The sequence below is a fragment of the Arthrobacter sp. 8AJ genome (genome assembly GCF_902506025.1).
In the GTDB taxonomy this organism is placed as follows: domain Bacteria; phylum Actinomycetota; class Actinomycetes; order Actinomycetales; family Micrococcaceae; genus Arthrobacter.
This window is the reverse complement of sequence record NZ_LR733289.1, coordinates 732,734-751,337: the sequence shown is the minus strand read 5'-3', so window position 1 is coordinate 751,337 and position 18,604 is coordinate 732,734. Positions and strand designations below refer to the sequence as shown.

Annotated in this window: 21 protein-coding genes; 10 read left to right on the top strand and 11 right to left on the bottom strand. The window is 65.3% G+C overall.

What is annotated here, in order from left to right; genetic code table 11:
* Positions 1–5 precede the first annotated feature (5 nt).
* Positions 6–1,337 (bottom strand): MFS transporter, encoded by a 1,332-nt coding sequence (locus BACI349Y_RS03440; protein ID WP_159630480.1) that lies wholly within the window; start codon positions 1,335–1,337, stop codon positions 6–8.
* Between the two features lie 163 nt (positions 1,338–1,500).
* Positions 1,501–2,106: a helix-turn-helix domain-containing protein gene (locus BACI349Y_RS03435; RefSeq protein WP_159630478.1), complete on the bottom strand. Its 606-nt coding sequence runs from the start codon at positions 2,104–2,106 to the stop codon at positions 1,501–1,503.
* A gap of 159 nt (positions 2,107–2,265) precedes the next feature.
* Between BACI349Y_RS03435 and BACI349Y_RS03430 the strand changes: the two genes are divergently transcribed.
* The 3 genes from BACI349Y_RS03430 to BACI349Y_RS03420 all read left to right on the top strand — a co-directional run bounded on the left by BACI349Y_RS03430 (position 2,266) and on the right by BACI349Y_RS03420 (position 6,015).
* Positions 2,266–2,748 (top strand): hypothetical protein, encoded by a 483-nt coding sequence (locus BACI349Y_RS03430; RefSeq protein WP_159630476.1) that lies wholly within the window; start codon positions 2,266–2,268, stop codon positions 2,746–2,748.
* The gene (locus BACI349Y_RS03425) at positions 2,745–4,511 is read left to right on the top strand and encodes a DUF5671 domain-containing protein (RefSeq protein WP_236560964.1); all 1,767 of its coding nucleotides are present in this window, start codon (positions 2,745–2,747) and stop codon (positions 4,509–4,511) included. The genes BACI349Y_RS03430 and BACI349Y_RS03425 overlap by 4 nt, the downstream gene beginning before the upstream one ends.
* Before the next feature lie 238 nt (positions 4,512–4,749).
* Positions 4,750–6,015 (top strand): hypothetical protein, encoded by a 1,266-nt coding sequence (locus BACI349Y_RS03420; RefSeq protein ID WP_236560706.1) that lies wholly within the window; start codon positions 4,750–4,752, stop codon positions 6,013–6,015.
* Between the two features lie 427 nt (positions 6,016–6,442).
* On the opposite strand, the gene BACI349Y_RS03415 is transcribed toward BACI349Y_RS03420, so the two are convergent.
* The 3 genes from BACI349Y_RS03415 to BACI349Y_RS03405 all read right to left on the bottom strand — a co-directional run bounded on the left by BACI349Y_RS03415 (position 6,443) and on the right by BACI349Y_RS03405 (position 7,513).
* Positions 6,443–6,691, bottom strand: coding sequence for a hypothetical protein (locus BACI349Y_RS03415; RefSeq protein ID WP_159630474.1), 249 nt, complete (start codon positions 6,689–6,691; stop codon positions 6,443–6,445).
* 103 nt (positions 6,692–6,794) lie between these two features.
* Complete coding sequence (locus tag BACI349Y_RS03410; protein WP_159630472.1) at positions 6,795–7,202, bottom strand: SRPBCC family protein; 408 nt, start codon at positions 7,200–7,202, stop codon at positions 6,795–6,797.
* On the bottom strand, positions 7,199–7,513 hold the full coding sequence (locus BACI349Y_RS03405; RefSeq protein ID WP_159630470.1) for an ArsR/SmtB family transcription factor: 315 nt from the start codon (positions 7,511–7,513) through the stop codon (positions 7,199–7,201). Before BACI349Y_RS03405 ends, BACI349Y_RS03410 begins: the two co-directional genes overlap by 4 nt.
* A gap of 159 nt (positions 7,514–7,672) precedes the next feature.
* On the opposite strand from BACI349Y_RS03405, the gene BACI349Y_RS03400 reads away from it, so the two are divergent.
* The 3 genes from BACI349Y_RS03400 to BACI349Y_RS03390 all read left to right on the top strand — a co-directional run bounded on the left by BACI349Y_RS03400 (position 7,673) and on the right by BACI349Y_RS03390 (position 10,684).
* The gene (locus tag BACI349Y_RS03400) at positions 7,673–8,629 is read left to right on the top strand and encodes a zinc-binding dehydrogenase (RefSeq protein ID WP_159630468.1); all 957 of its coding nucleotides are present in this window, start codon (positions 7,673–7,675) and stop codon (positions 8,627–8,629) included.
* 166 nt (positions 8,630–8,795) lie between these two features.
* Positions 8,796–9,842 (top strand): muramidase family protein, encoded by a 1,047-nt coding sequence (locus BACI349Y_RS03395; RefSeq protein ID WP_159630466.1) that lies wholly within the window; start codon positions 8,796–8,798, stop codon positions 9,840–9,842.
* Between the two features lie 137 nt (positions 9,843–9,979).
* Positions 9,980–10,684 (top strand): EAL domain-containing protein, encoded by a 705-nt coding sequence (locus BACI349Y_RS03390; RefSeq protein WP_159630464.1) that lies wholly within the window; start codon positions 9,980–9,982, stop codon positions 10,682–10,684.
* 10 nt (positions 10,685–10,694) lie between these two features.
* Here BACI349Y_RS03390 and BACI349Y_RS03385 read toward each other — a convergent pair whose 3' ends face one another.
* On the bottom strand, positions 10,695–11,000 hold the full coding sequence (locus BACI349Y_RS03385) for a hypothetical protein (protein ID WP_159630462.1): 306 nt from the start codon (positions 10,998–11,000) through the stop codon (positions 10,695–10,697).
* A 71-nt stretch (positions 11,001–11,071) separates the two neighbouring features.
* Here BACI349Y_RS03385 and BACI349Y_RS03380 point away from each other — a divergent pair, with 71 nt between their 5' ends.
* Together BACI349Y_RS03380 and BACI349Y_RS03375 are read left to right on the top strand one after the other, a co-directional pair.
* A complete protein-coding gene (locus tag BACI349Y_RS03380; RefSeq protein ID WP_159630460.1) occupies positions 11,072–11,431 on the top strand; it encodes a VOC family protein in 360 nt (119 codons plus the stop codon).
* Positions 11,432–11,531: 100 nt separating this feature from the next.
* The gene (locus BACI349Y_RS03375) at positions 11,532–11,816 is read left to right on the top strand and encodes a DUF427 domain-containing protein (RefSeq protein ID WP_159630458.1); all 285 of its coding nucleotides are present in this window, start codon (positions 11,532–11,534) and stop codon (positions 11,814–11,816) included.
* Positions 11,817–11,910: 94 nt separating this feature from the next.
* Here BACI349Y_RS03375 and BACI349Y_RS03370 read toward each other — a convergent pair whose 3' ends face one another.
* The 3 genes from BACI349Y_RS03370 to BACI349Y_RS03360 form a co-directional block, all read right to left on the bottom strand.
* Positions 11,911–12,252 carry a hypothetical protein gene (locus BACI349Y_RS03370; RefSeq protein ID WP_159630456.1) on the bottom strand — a complete coding sequence of 114 codons (342 nt, stop codon included), beginning with the start codon at positions 12,250–12,252 and terminating at the stop codon, positions 11,911–11,913.
* 109 nt (positions 12,253–12,361) lie between these two features.
* On the bottom strand, positions 12,362–12,505 hold the full coding sequence (locus BACI349Y_RS03365; protein ID WP_159630455.1) for a hypothetical protein: 144 nt from the start codon (positions 12,503–12,505) through the stop codon (positions 12,362–12,364).
* Between the two features lie 243 nt (positions 12,506–12,748).
* Positions 12,749–13,657, bottom strand: coding sequence for a patatin-like phospholipase family protein (locus tag BACI349Y_RS03360; protein ID WP_159630453.1), 909 nt, complete (start codon positions 13,655–13,657; stop codon positions 12,749–12,751).
* A 190-nt stretch (positions 13,658–13,847) separates the two neighbouring features.
* Between BACI349Y_RS03360 and BACI349Y_RS03355 the strand changes: the two genes are divergently transcribed.
* Positions 13,848–14,321, top strand: a complete 474-nt coding sequence (locus BACI349Y_RS03355) for a GNAT family N-acetyltransferase (protein ID WP_159630451.1) — start codon at positions 13,848–13,850, stop codon at positions 14,319–14,321.
* An 87-nt stretch (positions 14,322–14,408) separates the two neighbouring features.
* Here the strand turns inward: BACI349Y_RS03355 and eat are convergent, their stop codons facing one another.
* Positions 14,409–15,842, bottom strand: a complete 1,434-nt coding sequence (gene eat / locus BACI349Y_RS03350) for an ethanolamine permease (RefSeq protein ID WP_159630449.1) — start codon at positions 15,840–15,842, stop codon at positions 14,409–14,411.
* A gap of 73 nt (positions 15,843–15,915) precedes the next feature.
* On the bottom strand, positions 15,916–16,956 hold the full coding sequence (locus BACI349Y_RS03345; protein ID WP_159630447.1) for a phosphotransferase enzyme family protein: 1,041 nt from the start codon (positions 16,954–16,956) through the stop codon (positions 15,916–15,918).
* A 278-nt stretch (positions 16,957–17,234) separates the two neighbouring features.
* Here BACI349Y_RS03345 and BACI349Y_RS03340 point away from each other — a divergent pair, with 278 nt between their 5' ends.
* Positions 17,235–18,593 (top strand): aspartate aminotransferase family protein, encoded by a 1,359-nt coding sequence (locus BACI349Y_RS03340; protein ID WP_159630445.1) that lies wholly within the window; start codon positions 17,235–17,237, stop codon positions 18,591–18,593.
* Positions 18,594–18,604 lie beyond the last annotated feature (11 nt).

Below are 18,604 nucleotides of genomic sequence, written 5' to 3'. Positions count from 1 at the left end.
AGTCCTTACTTTCCGACGAAGATGCCGTTGGTACGGCGTGCGGCGAGGTAGAAAACGATGCTGAGACTGGAGAGGACGGCTACGTAGACCGGGAAGACCCAGGTGAGGTCAAGGGACTGCAGCCAGACCAGGAGGTAGGAGGCCGTGCCGCCGAAGACGGCCACGCCGATGCCGTAACCCAGGGCCACGCCGGTGCCACGGATGTTCTTGGGCATCAGGGAGGAGCTGACCACGTTGTAGAGGGTCATGTTCAGGACCAGGACGATCGAGCCGCCCAACAGGACTGCTGCGAATCCGCCGATGCCGGGCTGGACGTACAGGAGCATGAGGAACACGGACGGGATGGCCAGGACGCGGGTCACCAGGAACCAGCGGGACATTGACCGGCCGTCGGCCAGCTTGCCGATGATCCAGCTGCCCACCACGAGGATGACGCCCAGGATGGTGGTTAGGGCGAAGACGGCGGTGGGGTCTTCCTTGAAGCCACTGCGGGCGGCGCTGGGCAAGCCCACGTTCCAGGCGTAGTTGTAGGCCTGGGCGGCGCCCACCACGAAGATGATGGCCAGGACGGAGAGCCAGTGCTTGCCCACACCGGACCACACGGTCTTGGCGGTGTTGGCGGCGCGCTCTTCTTCCTTGAGTGTTTCGGGCAGCGAGCGCCGCAGGTAGAGCACCACGAAGCCGAACAAGGCGCCGATGATGAACGGGATGCGCCAGCCCCACTCCCCCATGGCGGCGCCACCGATGGTAAGGCTGCAGACGAAGCTGACGAGGGAGGCCAGCAGGATGCCGATGTTGACGTAGAAAGACATGATGCCGGCCACGTAGCCTTCGCGGCCTTCTGGAGCCAGTTCAACGGCGTGGGAGGTGGAGAGCGGGGCTTCGATGCCGGTGGAGATGCCCTGCAGGACGCGGCATGCCACCAGGATGATGCCGGACCAGGCGCCGATGGTGGCGTAGCTGGGGGTTACGGCGATGACCAGGGTGGTGCCGGCCATCAGCATGATGGACAAAAGCATCACACGGCGGCGGCCGATGCGGTCCGCCAGCGTCCCGAGCAGGATGCCGCCCAGTGGCCTGAAAGCGAATCCGACGGCGAACACGGCCAGCGCGTTCAAGGTGGCGGAGAGAGGCTCGGTATTGGGAAAGAAATTCGGGCCGATGAAGGCGGACAGGAGGCCGAAGACCATCCAGTCATACCATTCCAGGGCGTTTCCCAGGCCGAGGCCCAGGAGTCCTTTACGCACTTCGGGGGAGAATTTGTCGCGGTTGCGGGGGGATGGAGTGGTCGAACGGGATGACGGTACGGCATTGTCCGTCGCTTGGATATCGAGCATGGAAGTGTCCTTACGCTGGCGCCGGGGAGGGCGCAGGAGGGTATGACGCAGCGGCGCCTGTTGGAGGAGGCGCAGGATGCGAAGGTGGCAAGGATTGTCCGGGGCCACGGGTTGGGTCCGGACAGCTAGGGGAAAACGCAGGGGCCGGCGGGGACCGGCTGGCCTACCACTTGTGTGGTGCGTTCACCCAGATGGCTACGCATACCTCTTCGTAGCTGTTCTTGTACCAGTGCGGGGTTTCTGCCGGATAGGTGATGGAGTCGCCTTCTTCCAGGCTGTAGCAGACGCCGTCCAAGTAGACGTCCTTGCGGCCCGAGATGATGTAGCAGAACTCTTCCCCGCTGTGGGTAAAGGGTGTTGCGCTGGTGTCGTGCCCGGGGGGCGTCATGATCCATTGCGCTTCGATGGTGCCGTCACGGTCCGGAGTGAGCAGTTCGTGAACTGCCTCGCCCACGGATTCGCGGGTGACGTTTTTCAGGTTCCGCCGTGCGGATCTGCGAACGACGGGTGACTTGGTTTGGTCCTGGCCGATGAAGAACCTTCCCACGGGAATGTCCAGTCCATGGGCCAGCTGGGCAAGGGTTGTGAAGGACGGGTTGGCCATTCCGCGTTCGATCTGGCTGACGATCGCCTGACTGAGCCCGGTGACATCCGAGAGCTTGGCCAGGGTCATGCCCTTTTCCTTGCGCATGGACCGCACCTTGTTACCAACCGTGGCCAGCAGTTCGCTGGTGGCTGGTGGTGCGGTGGTGCTACTCTCGGTGGTCATCGGTTGTCTTTCACTGGGTGAGCTTACTCACATAACTATAGTGAAGATTTTCACTCAAACAACCCTTTTTCCTAATTATCCTGAAGATTCGACGCGGGCACGGCAAAGACGGGCCAAAAGACACGCGTGGATCGCACGCCCCTGCCCCATACTGGCGCCATGGACGAGACTGCCGCCAGGGAGCACACTGCGCGAAGACCGGACCGGATCCTGCTCGCGCTGGTGGGGGTGGTGGTTCTGCTGGTGGTGGTTGCCCTCGCGGTGGTCTTCACCCGCGGCGAGCCGGCTCCCCTCGATGAGGCGAGCCCGGCCGGGGTGGTCCAGCGGTACAGCAAGGCAGTGATCGACGGCGACAGCACCACCGCCCAGTCGTACCTCACCGAGGGTGCCAAGAGCCGGTGCCGGGGCGCCTACGTCAGCGAGCCGGCCCCCGCCCGGGTTGTCTTGGTTTCGACGACGGAACGCACCAATTCAGCCACGGTGAAAGTTTCGATCGTCCGATCGTCCCAAGGTGGACCGTTTGGCCCGTCGGAGTACGAAATGGAGGACGCCTTCTCGCTCCTGAAGGTGAACGGCAAATGGCTGATCGACCAGCCGCCGTACCCACTGGTGGACTGCACCGTTGTGCCGGTGAAGCCATGACGGCGCCGGCAGCAACCACAGTCCCTGCCCCGGCGGGCGGGCTGGCAACCCTGCGCCGGCTGATCCTGTACGTCCTGCTGTTTGCCCTGGTGGTGATCTCGGCCTCAGGGCTCCAGGGACTGCTGGAGCGGCTTTTCCGGACGGCATCCACTCTGGTCTCCGGTGATGTGGCCGGCCTGGCGCTGTCCCTGGCCTTCACCCTGATCGGCGGGCCGCTGGCGCTGCTGCTGTGGTGGTTCGTGTGGAGGCGTCTTGACGACGAGTCGGAACGCCGGGCGCCCGGGTGGGGCCTCTACCTGACCGGGATGTACGCGGTTTCGCTGATCATCGCCACCACCTCACTGTTGAATCTGGCCACCTCCTTCATGGATACGCAGGAAAGCCAATGGCCGTCCCCGCTGGCCAACGGGATGGTGTGGTCGGCTATCTGGTGGTGGCACAGGTGGATGTGGAAGCACCCCCGCAAACCGTCGTCACACCTTGAGGACGTGCGGGCCGTCGTAGGCTCTGTTTTTGGGCTGCTGCTGGGCGCCGGCGCCGCCATTGCCGCGCTGGGCACCCTGCTGGACGTGGCGATCCGCGGTTTCACGGCAGCGGCCGCCTTTGAGCCATGGTGGTTCCCTGTCCTGCGGTCCCTGGTATGGGCTGCCGGCGGGGCTGTGGTCTGGTGGTGGCACTGGTTCCGGGAGGGCGGCCGGCGGTTCCAGACAGGGCTGGTGGACGTCACCATCATCGCCGTGGGTATCTTCGTCGCCGGCATCACCGCCCTGGGTGGCCTCGGGGTCATCCTGTTCGTCCTCCTGCGGCTGGCGTTCGACCGGAGCGACCCCCTCGGCGACCTGCTCGAGCCACTCGCCCCAGCCATCGCGTCCGCTGTCATCGGGGCCCTGGTCTGGCGCTACCACCGCACCACGTCCGTCACCCGTTCCATCAGGACCCGCCGCGCCAGCCTCCTGGTGACGTCCGCTGTAGCCCTCGCTGCGGCAGCTTCCGGCATCGGCGTTGTGGTCAATGCCCTGCTGACCGCCGCCGTCTCACCCTTGGCCGGCGGCGCCACCCGCACGCTGCTTCTGGGCGGCATCAGTTCGCTGGTGGTGGGGGCACCGGTCTGGTGGCTGGCCTGGAAGCCGAGGCACCAGCCGCGCACCGCTGGGGACATTCCGCCCGGGCGGCGCGTCTACCTGGTGGCATTCTTCGGCGTCAGTGCCGTGGTGGCCCTCATTACGCTGCTGGTCATCGGCTACCGGCTCTTCGAATTCCTGCTGGGCGATGTCACCGGCGGAAGCCTCCTGGACCGCATCCGCGCACCCCTCGGCCTCCTCGTGGCGGCAGGCCTCGTTGCGGGCTACCACTTCGCGCTCTGGCGGCATGACCGGGCACTGCTTGCCGCCGCGGCGCCCGCGCACAAGCGCGTCGTTGAGCGGGTCACCCTGGTCAGCGGATACCCAGCAGGTTCCGTGGATCCCGAGGCATTGGCCCGCGGCATCGCTGACGGCACCGGCGCCAAGGTGACCACCTGGCTGCGGGCGGACGACGGCGGCCCCGGACTTCCGCCGTCGACTGAGCCTTCACCCGCGGCCGACGATCTCATCCGGCAGGTGACGGCGGCACTGGAGGGCGCCACAACGCAGCAGATCCTGGTCGTTGCAGGCCCGGGGAACCGGCTGGAGGTCATCCCGTTGGTCGGCGTTGGTGGCGCTGCAGTCCTTGATGGCCCTGCCGCCCTTGGTGGCCACGCGCCTGGCCGGGTCCTACGGCCCTAGCTGGCGCGGAAGCCGGAGCCTAGCGTGATGGCAAAGGAGGCCGGCGATGGCTGTTCGTAGACCCGTGAAGCATGGTGGTGCCACCTCGGGACGGAACAGCAGGCGCGGCCTCGGATGCCTGGCGGCCGTCCTCCTCGCCTTGGCCGCGTGCACACCCGGCGGTACACCCCCGCCAAGCGGCCCATCCGGCAGTTCGGCCTCTCCCGCCTCCGCCTCCCCTTCCATCCCAGGGCCGGCAGTGTCACCGTCCAAGCCCTTCTCGGACGCGGAACTTGCAGCCATCATCAACGGCGTGGGACGGTCGCGCAACCTGCCGTATCCTACGGCCCAGGACTCAACCCGCCTGCGCTCGGGTGCGGCAAGCGGGTCCCTCCCGCAAACCCGGACGGAAACCACCCCGGGTGACTGCGCTGCCCTGGTTCCCCAGGACCCGTTTACCCGGTGGGCGGACAAGGACATCAATTTTGCCGAGGGCGCGATGCCGCCGGCCGGCGGTCAGTCCGGCCCCACCAGCACCATCATGATCGTGTTGCGGTCTGCGGACCAGGACGTCCTCGCCAAGGCCGATTTCGGTTACGGGGATGACCTTGCGGTCCGCTGCAGCCAGTTCGATCTGGCATACACCGAGTCGGGCCGGACCTCCACCTACGCTCTCCAGTTGCTGGCCGCTCCACGCATCGGCGACAAGCAGCATGCGTTCACGCAGGTCACCAAGCCGAAGGGGCAGGGAGACTTCGGCATGGCCGGATTGCGTGTCCTGGACGGCGCCCTGTCCATCACGCTTACGCTCTCTGTTGCCACCCTGAACTCTGAAGCCGACGCCAAACCGGCCGTGGATTCGATGGCGGAACTGGCGAAGGAGCTCATCAGCGAAGCGGGCAGGCCCCAAGCACCAGCGGAACCAAGCGCTCCAAACTCAATGACGCCTGAGCAGATGGTGGCGCTGTTCAAGGGCATGACCGCCCCCGGCGGGGAAACGGTGAGCCTGCCGCAGGCGGGGATCATTGGGCCTCCCCAAGGCTCCACGCCCACAGTCCTGACGCCGCCGGCCGACTCCCCCTGCACCTTCGATGACCAGGCGTACACCGCGTCGCTGGCTGGTTCCGTCTCCGGGCAGGGGCAGATCCAGGGTGCGACCAAGATGGACTACACCGACTTCACCGCCGTCAATATGCCGTCGACTGCGCAGCCGCCCTACCCGTTCGACGCCAGAGCGGAACGGCTCCGCAGCTGTACCTCTGTGCAGGAAATCCTGTTCGAGGGCACGGGCCGGACGTGGTCTCCTGTTGCCGCATTGGTCACCGCCATCACCGCTGATTCGAGCTACGCCGTGGCCTATCAGCTCAGCGACGGCACAGGCCAATGGCACGTGCGGTGCGGGGCGCGCCGGGGAACACTGTCCATCGAGGCGGCCAGCGGCACGGCTTCCCAGGCCGAGGCACAGTCCAGGGCCGACGCACTGGCATCTTTCTTCGACGCTGTTTTCTCCCGTGCAGGAAAGTGAATGTGCCGCCGGTCCATCTCCGCTGGCAGCCTTCCTCAAGATTTGCGCAGTTTATCCGGCTGGTGGATTAACCCTCTTCCCTTGGCATTCGGGGGTGCCTAGTGTGGGCACACACGCTTGCAAGGGGGATAAGTGAAAAGCTCAGTCGAAGGTCTTCAGGACGCCACGGACCAGGATGCGCAGCAGGTCGCTGTGGCGGATTCACTGGACGTACAGCAGAAGCTGGCGGAATGGACGTCTGACTGTCTCCTGACATTGCACAGCCCCGTCAGGTTCACCCGGGCAGACTGGCCCTAGCGTCCGCTTGCCGGGCTGACGGGACGGGCCACCTGGACCACCGGTATGACTCCTCAGAGCCATGCGCCCAACACGGCCAGCGCACTGGCCCAGGTCGTTACCCGCCGTTTCAGGCCCGCCCGGCTGATGTTCAGCTGGACGCGTCCCGCTCGATTTCCTCGGCGAGGTCATCCACTTCTTCGGGGCGTGCATCAATGCCCGCTTCCTCGAACCGTTCTTCAAGGACGTGGGCTACGTCGTCCTGGACCTGGCCCAGTTGGATGTCGTGGCGGACATCCTCGGCAATGCTCTCAGGCGTCTCGACGTGTCCGCTGCCGCCCACAATCCCGTCGTTGCCGTCAAAGGGATCGTTGGCTCCGCCCGCTCCGGAATCAGTCATACTCCATCGTTACCCTTCTCCGTCCGGCAGTAAACGGGCGGAAGGATCCCAGGGGAAGGGACGACGGCGGCCGCGTCCCGCCGTCGTCCCTTCCCCTGCAACGTCAGGCTGCTTCGGCGAGAAGCCCGTCGATGCGGGTCAGCAGCCCCGGCCAGCCGTTGCCCATGCCTTCGATGGCGTGGCGGCCCATGGGTGTGTCGAGCTGGAAGCCGGCGTGTTCAAAGTGGAGGACGGTGCCGTCCTCGACGGGCTCAAGGCGCCAGGTGATGGTGGTGTCCAGCTGGCCTTCGGAGAACAGGAAGCTGATGGACTTTCCGGGGTCTACGGCAAGGACCTCGCACTGCTGCTGGCCCCAGGCGTCCATGTCCATGGTGAAGCGGTGCCCTGCAACGGGTGCGATGTTGCCTGGCGCCCACCAGCGGGCCAGCAGTTCCGGGGTTGTCAGGGCGGCCCAGACGGCGGCGGCGGGGTGCGGGTAGCGGCGTTCCAGCCTGATCGCGTTGTCGGTCATGTCGGTTTCTCCTCGTCCAGAAGGTCTGCCAGCGCATCCAGCCGCTGGTTCCAGTAGTGCTCGAAGTGCTTCACCCAGGTGCCAACCTCGGCGAGGGGCGCCGGCTGGAGGTGGTACACCCTGTTCCGCCCCTGCCGTTCCTCCCGCACCAGCCCTGCATCCCGGAGCACGGCGAGGTGCTCCGACGCTGCCGGACGGCTGAGGTCCAGCAGGCCGGTGAGTTCACCAGCGGTCCTGGGTCCCTGGCGCAGCTCGTCCAGGATTTTCCGCCGCGCCGGGTTGGATACGGCGGCGAAGATATCGGGAAGCACATTTTCATTATACGTCGGAAATTTCCGACCTATCCGAAAAGGGCAGAAGGCGGCCATGTTCCCCGTATCGCATCAGGGCTACGCTGGGCCGAAACAGGCGTACGCTGTAATTACATGCAAATGCATGAACTTACCTAACGGACCGAAGGAGAATGCCCCATGAAGGCATGGCAGTTCACCGGCACTAACAACCCCCTCACCCTCAACGAAGTGGCTGAACCCAGTGCCGGTCCGGGCCAGGTAGTAGTCAGCGTCAGAGCCGCCGGGGTGTGCCACTCGGACGTGACCGCCCTCGACGACGCCGGCTGGATGCCGCTGTTCCCGGAACTCCCCCGCACCATGGGCCACGAAAATGCCGGCGTCATCACCGAAGTAGGCCCCGGCATGGAGCACTGGAAGGTGGGCGACCGGGTTGGCCTCTCCCCCGTCATGAAGGACGGCGACGCGTTGGGTTACGGCAAATGGGACGGCGGTTTCGGCCCCAAACTGCTCGCCACCGACGACAACCTGGTGAAACTGCCCGATGAGGTCTCCTTCGAGCTGGGTGCAATGGCCACCGATGCCGGACTTACCGCCTACCACGCCATCATGGCCGTGGGCGGGGCCAAGGCGGGCATGAAGGTAGGCGTGATCGGCCTGGGCGGGCTGGGCTACATCGGCGCCCGCGTCGCAGCACTGTCAGGCGCAGAAGTCTATGGGGCCGAGGTGAACCCCGAGACACAGAAGCTCGCAGACGAGATCGGCCTGGCCGGAGTGGCTGACTCCATCACCGAATTCAAGGACAAGAACCTGGACCTGATCGTTGATTACGCCGGGTTCGGCACCACCACCTCCGCGGCACTTGAGACCCTCGCCGAGTTCGGCACGCTGGTCCAGGTAGGCATGGGACGCCTCGAAGCGACCATCAACACCTACCCGCTGATCATCAACCAACTGTCCATCAAGGGATCCAAGTCGGGCACCAAGGAGGACCTCGAGAACCTCTACGACCTCATGAAGTCGGGCGAACTGAACCCGCCGATGAACCTCATCAAGCAGGAGGATATCCCCGGCGCCATCGACAAGCTGCGCAAGGGCGGCGTGGTGGGCCGCTTTATCGCGGTCTACGAGGACTAAATCAGCCACGCACTATGCTGAGCGGACGACGGCGGCCGGGTCGCGCCGTCGTCCGCTTGCTTTTTTGACGGCTGCTGCGGCACGCCCACGGTTCATCCACTAGGCTCACTTTTGGTCCGTTGTGGACCTTGACCCGGCTGCGCCGGACGTATTGGGGGACATATCCATGGTGGAAACTGGCACTACATCAAAGACGCCGTCCAAGCGCGTGGCCTGGCCGCATACCGCGGCAATTGTCCTGCTGCTGGCCGGGTTGGCGGGATGTACCTACTCTGATCACGCGGCAGAGCCGGCGGCCGCCGTCCAGTCCACACCCGCCCCCACCACGTCCTCCGCCGCGAAGCCCGCGTTGAGTGGAGAAACCGTGCGGGACTCGTTTGGCAACGTGGACTTTTACACCACGGCGGCGGGCGACACGCTCGCAGCAGTAGCGAAGGCATACAAGCTTTCCGAGGCAAAGGTCGCAGAGTTTAACGGACTCCAGCCCGGAACTCCCCTCACTCCGGGCACGAAGCTCCGGCTGCTGCCGTCCGGTCCAACGCGGGGCGCCATGGGCGCTGCCACGGGCGACGAAAACGGCATTCCAATGGATTACACAGTGGAACCCGACGACAGCCTGGCCGGCATCACCTACCGGTTCAACCTGACCGAGGAGCAGTTGGCGGAAGCGAATAAGGTTCCGTTCGCCTACGAAAAGGGGAACGTCTTCTTCATCCAGGCCGGAAGGGCCATCCGCCTGCAAAAAAACCCGGTGGACAGCCGCTCGGGGTCCGGCACAGAGGTCAACAACTCGTTCGGCCAGACGGTCTTCTACACCACGGTGGACGGCGACTCGTTCGACAGCCTTGGCTACAAGTTCCGCTCAACCACCGCACAGATCCTGCTGTACAACCCTTCCTTGGCGGCGGACCAGCCCATCCCTCCAGGCACGAAGGTTCGCCTGATTCCGGGCGCACTGAAGATTGAGGGCGCACAGGGAAGCTTCACCGCAGACGCCAACGGGATTCCGCTGACCTACACCACGGCGCCCGGGGACACGGAGCGTCAGATCGTCTTCCGCTTCGGCGCGACTGACCTGCGCGCGGCCAATCGCCCCAGCAAAGGAACAGGCGGGGCGTGGTACGAATTTACCGACCTGCCGGCCGGGGAACTGGCACCCGGGCAGACCATCAGTGTGGCGCTGGACAAGCCCATCAATAATCCCGAACGCTAACGTCAACACTCAGTGACCCGGCCCATTCACTGCGGGCAGAGACCTGGGGTGCCCTACTCTGGAGTAACCCGAGAGAGGACCCGACATTGGCGTGTGACGGCTGCACCACATCTTCGCGGCTGGACTTTGACTTCAGCATGGCCTTCCAGCCGATTTTCGACGCTGGGGCGCACCGCGTCTGGGGCTATGAGGCCCTGGTCAGGGGCTTGTCCGGCGACGGCGCCTACGAGGTCCTGGGAAAAGTGCTGCCGGAGCAGCGGTACCGTTTCGACCAGGACTGCCGGGTTAAGGCCATCGAGCTGGCATCACGGCTGTTCCCGTCGGATGAGGAGCTGATGCTGTCCATCAACTTCATGCCCAATGCGGTCTATGAGCCGGCGGCCTGCCTCCGCGCCACCCTCCATGCCGCGAAGCGCTGTGGCTTTCCGACATCGTCCATCATGTTTGAGTTCACGGAGAACGAAGAAGTCACCGACACCGCCCACCTGACCAGCATCATCACCGAGTACCGTAAACAGGGCTTCACCACAGCCATCGATGATTTCGGTGCCGGCCATGCGGGGCTGGGCCTGTTGGTGGACTTCCAGCCGGACTTGTTGAAGATCGACATGAAGCTGATCCGTGGCATTGACACCAGCCCGGCACGGCAGGCAGTGGTGGCCGGCATCGGCGGCATCGCAAAGGAGCTGGGAATCACGGTGCTTGCAGAGGGCGTGGAAACCGAGGAGGAGTTCCGGGTCCTGAAAGCCGGTGGAGTCCGCTTGTTCCAGGGCTACTGGTTCGCCAAACCGGAATTCGAGGCCCTGCCGGGAATCCGGGCGCTGGGCATCCCCGCCGCCTAGCCCCGACCCCTCACTCCTGGGCGGATCCTCCCTTGCGGCCCAGCCTGTACCCCGCCCAGAACGCGAGCACCAGCAGGCCGGCCACCATGACAGCCAAGCCGATCTGAGTGCCTTGCGTGACGAAGGCGGCCCCGTTGGCAACGAACGGCTTATTGCTGAGCGGCGCGTAGGCGAACCAGCCAGTGAAATCGCGGTTCAGGTATGCGATCAGGACGCCCGCCAGCACTGCCGCAATTCCCAGCACAGGCACCGCGGCGGCAGGAACTTTGGCGTGCTTTGACGGTCGGTGTTCTTCAGGTGTGTTGTCTTCCCCCATGCCCGCGAGTCTAGCCGTGCCCCGCTTCCCGGTACCTACCGGGCCAGGCGGATCGGGTCTAGGCTGGCCGGATGTTGACTATAGGAACCATTGTCCTCGGCGTCAACGACGTCGCCGCCGCCACCAAGTTCTGGAACGACGCCATCAGCTATGTCCCCCGGGAGGCCGGCGACGAGACGTGGGTGACCCTTGTACCGTCGTCGGGCCCGGGCACGGAACTGTCCCTCATGCTCAGCGAAACCCCGGTCCAGGACCACCCGCGGATCCACCTGGACCTGTATGCGGACGACCAGTCCGCGGAGGTGGAGCGCCTGGTCGCGCTCGGCGCACGGCGCGTGGACTGGGACTCGTACCCGGAGGACCCCGACTTCGTGGTCCTGGAGGATCCGGACGGGAACCGGTTCTGCGTCATCGACAAGAGTCCACGGTAGGACCGGGCCCCGGCATCCCGGGAACAAGCCCGGTGCGCGGCCCGTTGGCATCCGTACACGTACCGCATCCCGATGCGGTGGAACCGACGGAAGGGATCTCATGGTCAGGGCTGTCTGGAACGGAAAAGTCATCGCCGAATCCGCGGACACGGTGGTGGTGGAGGGAAACCACTATTTCCCGCGCGACGCCGTCAATCCCGCGTATTTGCGGGACAGCGACAAGAACACCTTCTGCCCGTGGAAGGGCACGGCCAGCTACCACACGCTGGACGTTGACGGCGAGCTGAACGAGGCCGCGGCCTGGTACTACCCGGAGCCCAGGCCGCGTGCGAAGCATATTGAGGATCGGGTTGCGTTCTGGCGAGGCGTCACCATCGAGGCCTGACAGGCCGCGTGAAGCGGACGACGGCGGATACTTGTCCGCCGTCGTCCGCCCCCCAACAATGTGGCCCGGCACGCATCATCGAGTGCCGGGCCGGCTAAGCGGCGAGCGGCAGGTCGAACAACTGCACAGCAAGCCTGATGAGGTGGCGGGGAGCGTCGCACTCTCCGTCCGACGGGCCGCGGCCCAGGAACAGGGCCGTCCCCTGGATGGTTCCGTCGAGATCGATTCCGGCCTCGCGGATGAGCACCTCAGCGCGGGGATTCGTGGCCAGCGTATGGGTGGGGCTGTCCAGATAGACGCGCCAATCCATGCCGGCGATGTGGCCGATGCCGCCGGAGGCGATCTTCTGGAAGGCCGTCTCATCAAAGTCGATCGGCCGGAGGTGGACTGGCTGGGTGAGTCGGGTGGGGACGACTAAAGCGTTGTGGGAGGTCATCACGGTGGTGTCCTTCGGCTGATCGCCCGGCTGTGGGCGCGGTGGAGCTTGCCGCTGTGGCGCGGGCGGCCGCGGGCTAGGAGTCCCGGGCGGCCGCCCGCTGGCATGGTCAGCGCTGGTTTTTGCGCGGTTTTATAAAATTCAGTTCGTTATTTTCGTTTTTCGCTCTTTTGTCGGCCCGTTTTTCCAGGATGGACTTGCCGGCTTTTTTCGCGGCGCCGCTTTTGGGGGATTTTCCGGACATCGGAATCACGCCTTTCTTTGCTTTGCGTTACCCGATACCATACCTACTTTTATTTTTTTATCCAGTCCTGCGAATGCCCGTCAGCAAGCGGCATGATGGCACACACTGCCGGGCGTGCAGGATGGGTTCGGAGCCGGGTGGGTTTTTTAAAATTTTGCCGGCCCGCAGGGATTTGCGTTTCTTTTGCTTTGCCTCAAGAAAGCAGCCGGAAACTCTGCGCGCACCAGGAAAACAACCTCAAATTCGCTTATTTCATTTCCTCCAGAATTCTGTGAGCATCGCGGCGCGGGCTTTTCCTTCGTTGTATCCGGACTGGGCTGCTGCGGGACGGAGTGACACATCCATTGCGTTGGCTCCGAACATGTGCCCGGCCCCGCTGTCCGGGAAGATGACTTCGACCCTGCTGCCCCCTGCCCGCAGCTCTTCCACCTGCGCCGCCAGCTGCATGCCCCATTCCAGTGGCATCCGCGTTCTGCCACCGAAAGGCGACAGAACCAGGACACACCCGCACCCGGCCGCCAGGTCGGCGTTCTCGTTGCGACGGTAGCCGCCGTCGATATAGCTCCTGTCCCCAATCCGGTACGCCGAGCCGCTGGAGCAACTGGCGGCGACGGCGTCAACCAGGTCGATGCCGCTGGTGCGGTCGAACACTGCCGGGTCCCCGGTAGCCGCACCGACGGCTGTGATCAGCAGTTCATGCTCCGGCCATTCCTCCGTGGGCAGCCGGGCCGCGACCGTGGCGCGCCACCGCTCCGAGGCGTCGTAGGCCGCCGCCAGGTCCAGTGCCGTTGCGCCCATCCTGCGGCGCATGTCCGGCGCATCCACGGAGGCGGCGATGATCCTGCCGGTCCGCTCCAGATAGTCGGGCACCGGGCCGCCGGACGTTCCCGCGGGACGCGTCCGCTGCGGAAGCGGAGCGTCAAGGACGGCGGCATAGAGTTCGGCGGCCCGGGCGCCGGCAATCTGCGCGGCTGCCGTGGACCCCGCCGATGTTCCTATGACCCGGTCGGCGCCGGTCACGTCCAGCCCGGCGTCTGCCAGCCCGGCGAGGACGCCGATCAGCCACGCGTTGCCGGTGGAGCCACCGCCTCCAAGGACCAGGGCGCGTTTGGATCTTCCCGTCGGAGCGGCGTGCGGGACGGAGGAAGGTGTTGTGTTCATGGGAGTCGCCTTTCGCGAATGTGCCTGTGCGGCGCTCCCGGTGGTGGCTGGGTCAGCCGCTGATCGTCGACTGCGGGGGAGCGCCCATTACGGATACAGCATTCATGGGTCTCACCTCCTGGAGCCGGGTCACGATCAGGGGAATCCTGCCACACGGGCGCTGATATTCGCAACGGGTAAATTTGAAGCGATGATTTCGATTGACCGGGACAGCCCCACGCGCGATGACGTCCACATGCTCCTGAGCGAACACCTGGCCGACATGTTCGCCACCTCGCCCGCCGAAAGCGTGCACGCCCTGGACCACTCCGCCCTGTCCACCCCGTCCATTACGTTCTGGACGGCCCGCGAGGACGGAGCCCTTTTGGGGTGCGGCGCGCTTAAGCTGCTGGACTCCCCCGCCGGCCCGGCGAGGCATGGCGAGATCAAGTCCATGCGCACTACAGCAACCGCCCGGGGACGCGGCGTGGCCACCCTCCTGCTCGGGCACATCCTTGATGCCGCCCGGACGCGGAACCTCGAGCGCGTCTGCCTGGAAACCGGAACGGAGGACTACTTTGCGCCCGCGCGGCGGCTCTACGCCCGGCACGGGTTCACGGAGTGCCCGCCGTTCGCCGACTACGTGCTGGACCCCCACAGCGTGTTTATGGAACTCCGCCTGTAGTCCCACACAAGGAAAGCGGACGACGGCGGGTGGGCCCCCGCCGTCGTCCGCTCCTGAAGCAGCGCTCGATTCAGCTTCCGCCTCCGGTCACCGAAGCTCTGCCTCCGACGCCCGAAGCCGGGCGAATTCCTCCTCCGGGGCACCGGCCACCAGGCGGTGGCGGCTGTAGAAGGCGAAGTAGAGCAGGCCGATGACGAATATTGCCGCAGTGATCGCGGCGGCCTGGACGTCCACGACGAAGGTGGCCACGACCGCGATGACTGCGAGGACGAGTCCGACGGCGGTGGTCAGTGTGCCGCCAGGGGTCCGGTAGTGGCGGTGCAGCTCCGGTTCACGCCTGCGGAGCACGATGTGGGAGAGGTTGAGCAGCACGTAGGACACGGCTGCGCCGAACACTGCGATGTTGATGAGTTTGTCTCCGTCGGCGACGGCGGCCGCGAGGATGAAGCCGATGGCGCCGGGGACGATCAGCGCCCAGGTGGGTGTTTTTCGTGAGCTGGTGCGGCTGAGCCAGGTGGGAAGGTAGCCTGCGCGGGACAGTGCGAAGAGCTGGCGGGAGTAGGCGTAGACGATGGAGAAGAAGCTGGCCACGAGTCCGGCGAGGCCTGCGTAGTTGACGAACACGGCCAGGCCGTCATTGCCGACAGCGCGCAGGGCGTCAGGGAGCGGGCTCGAGGACGTGCTCATCGCCGCCGCCCCGGCTCCGCCCGGAGCAAGAACCAGGACGGACAGCCCGGTGAACGCCAGCACGGCCATGGCGACGATGATGGCCCGGGGCATGTCCCGCTGCGGGTTTTCGGCCTCCTCGGCCGCCAGGGGCACGCCCTCAACAGCCAGGAAGAACCAGATGGCGAAGACCAGCGCGCCGAGGATGCCGCCGGCACCATTGGGCAGGAACGCGCTGGCACCGGCGGCGTCAGTGACCGGAATATCGAACAGCTTTGCGGGATCAAAGTGCGGCACCATGCCGATGACGAAGGCAATCAGGGCCACCACGGCGATTCCAGTAATGGCGAACATTGCCTTAAGCGCCTCGCCGACGCCAACCAGGTGGATACCGATGAACAGCGCGAAGCACACGAGGTACACGGGCCAGCCGTCCGTGATGCCGAACAGTCCCAGGCTTTCCACATAGCCGCCGATGAAGACAGCGATCGCCGCAGGCGCTATCGAATACTCGATGAGGATGGCGAGCCCGGTGGCGAATCCGCCCAAACGGCCGAGCGCGCGGCGGGCAAAGCCGTACCCGGCACCGGCCACGGGCAGCGCAGAGGACATTTCTGCAAGACCGAAGACCATGCAGGCGTACATGACGCCCATCAGGACGAAGGCGATCAGCAGGCCGCCCCATCCCCCGGCCTCCAGGCCGAAGTTCCAGCCCGAAAAATCGCCGGAAATCACGTACGAAATGCCAAGGCCGGCAAGGAGCAGCCAGCCTGCGGCGCCCCGCCTGAGGGACCGCAGTTCAAAATAGGCCTTGTCCACGGCCCGCTGGTCCGCGGCCGGAAGGGTTTGAGTCATGGGAGTCTCCAGGAAAGTAGAGGAAGAGGGTGGCTGCAGCCGGAAATGGCGCGAAACGGACGGCTTGGGCAGGTCAGTCGAACAGCCAGGTGGGCGACGCGAGGTAGCGCTCGGCGACAGCCACCGTGCCGGGGATCTGGGCGGCCCACAGGTCAGCAGGCAATGCATCGGAGCGGTGGGTAGTGGTCCAGCCGAGCATCGTCAGGCGGCGGATCATGCTGAGCGCCGCGGCGTGCTTCAGGTCGGACTCAGATAGGCTGCGGACGGTGCGATACCCCTCAACCCAGCTCTTGGCGATGTCCGGCGCATAGGCCTCGTGTTCGATGAAGGACAGTGCCGAGGCGAAGTCGTAGAGCAGCCAGGAGAAGCCGCAATCGTCGAAGTCGATCACGGTGAGCGCGCCGCCGTGGATCATAATGTTGGAGGGCCTCAGGTCGGCGTGCACCAGGCCCCAGGCGTCACCGGACACCGGAAGACCGTCGAGCGCCGCAACTGCGGCGAATTCTGCCTGCGCCAGAAGTGAGGCTTGTTCAGGGGTGAGGTTCGCACCCCGCCAGTCACCCCATCTGCTGGACGCGCCCAGCATGTCTGTCAGCTGCCAGGAAAAGCGGGTGAATCCATCCGGCAACTGCCAGCGCTTCACCTGCTGGTGCAGACGGGCTGTGGTGGCGCCGATTTCCGCGTAATAGGGCCTCGGGTCGGAGAAATCCTCCAGGATGTCCCCCGAAACGAAGGCAAACGCGACACAGTGCCATTGGGAGCCGCCCCCGTCCGTGAAGGTATGCAGGAGCTGGCCGTCGGCGGTAGGAACGACGTCGGGCACCCGCACTTCCGCTTCTTCGGCAAGGCGCCGGACCCAGGTCAGCTCACCGGCGATCTGGCGGGCATCCCCCACATGCCCGGGGCGGTGCACCCGCAGAACGGAGACGGGGACGCCGTCGACTGTTATCCGGAAGGTGGCGTTCTCGGATACGGCAATCAGGGTAATGACGGTGCGCTGGAGATCCAGGCCCCAGGCTGAAGTAACTTCACCGGCAATCCACTCAGGTGCCGGCTCCCCGCGTCGAAGATTATTGAAGACGGCGAGCGGGGAAGTATCTGTCATGGTGTTCATGGATGCTCCTCGGAGGGCGAGGAGGGTTGGGCTCCGGTAGCGAGTATGGCATGGGCGTCCGCCGCAGGCCGCCTCCGTCCGGAGGAATTTACGGTCCCGAAACAAACCCGCGACACGGAAACAAACCGTTCAAATTTGGCGGGCTTTTCGTAACGCCGGATTCACGTCCGGGCCGATCAGGCCAAGCGCGCCCAAACATACTTGAAGTACCGAAATTGATCCGAGGGTTGGGCCCGTCCGGACATCGTCGAAACGCCACAAACAGCAAGGAACCCACCATGGTCATCCGTTCCACCATCATGGACACCAACAGCTTTCGCGCAGAGCATGCCGATGGATTGGACCCTGAAACCCGCCGGCTGACCGAGCGCCGCGACACCGTGCTGGGAGCCTCCTACCGGCTCTTCTACCGGAACCCCGTCCACCTGGTCCGGGGCGAAGGACAGTACCTGTGGGACGCTGCCGGGCGGAAATACCTGGACGCGTACAACAATGTGGCCAGCCTGGGTCATTGCCATCCTGCTGTTACCGCGGCGGTGACGGCCCAGATGCAGCAGCTGAATACGCACACCCGGTACCTGCACGAGAACATCCTGAACTACACGGACGACCTCCTGTCCACCATGCCGGACGGGCTGAACAAGGCCATGTACATGTGCACGGGCTCCGAGGCGAACGACCTCGCCATCCGGGTGGCCAAGGCATACAGCGGAGGCGAAGGCATCATTGCCACCAGGGAGGCGTACCACGGCACCAGTGAACTGACCTCCGGGGTATCGCCGGCATTGGGCACCGGACAGCCGCTGGCACCCACCGCACGCCTGGTGGAGGCGCCCGACGCCTACAGGCTCGGCCCCGAAGCCGGCCCCGACGGCGCCGGCCTGGGCACCTGGTTCGCCAACCGGATCCGCGCGGCCATCGCGGACATGGAGGCGAACGGCATACGCTTCGCCGGCTTCATCGCGGACTCGATCTTCTCCTCCGACGGCGTCCTCCCGGGCCCCGCAGGGTACCTGCGCGAGGCTGCGGACGTCATCCACCGCGCCGGCGGCATCATCATTGCCGACGAGGTCCAGCCCGGTTTCGGCCGTACCGGCGAGGCGTTTTGGGGATTCCAGCGCCACGGGATCGTCCCCGACGTTGTCACCCTGGGCAAGCCGATGGGCAACGGAATTCCGGTGTCCGGGCTGGTGGCCAAGGCCGACGTCCTGGCCACCTTCAGTGACACCATCCCCTACTTCAACACCTTCGGCGGCAATCCCGTCTCCATGGCAGCGGCGCAGGCAGTGCTTTCCACCATCCGCGCGGAAGGCCTGCAGGAGCATAGCCGGCGTGTTGGGGCGGCGCTGCTTTCCGCCCTGTCCGGTCTTAGTGCCACGCACGGGTCGGTGGGCGATGTCCGCGGTGCAGGACTGTTCATCGGCTTCGAGCTCGTGAAGGACCGCGGCACCCGGGAACCGGATCGTGACCTCGCGCTCGCCGTGCTGGAGCAGCTGCGCGAACGCGGCGTGCTGACCTCGGTGGCGGGCCCGCACGGGAATGTCCTGAAACTGCGCCCGCCGCTGGCCTTCCAGGCGTCCGATATCGATTGGCTCGTGGGTGCCCTGGATGACTCACTGACAGCATTGGGCGCGTAATCCGTACATTT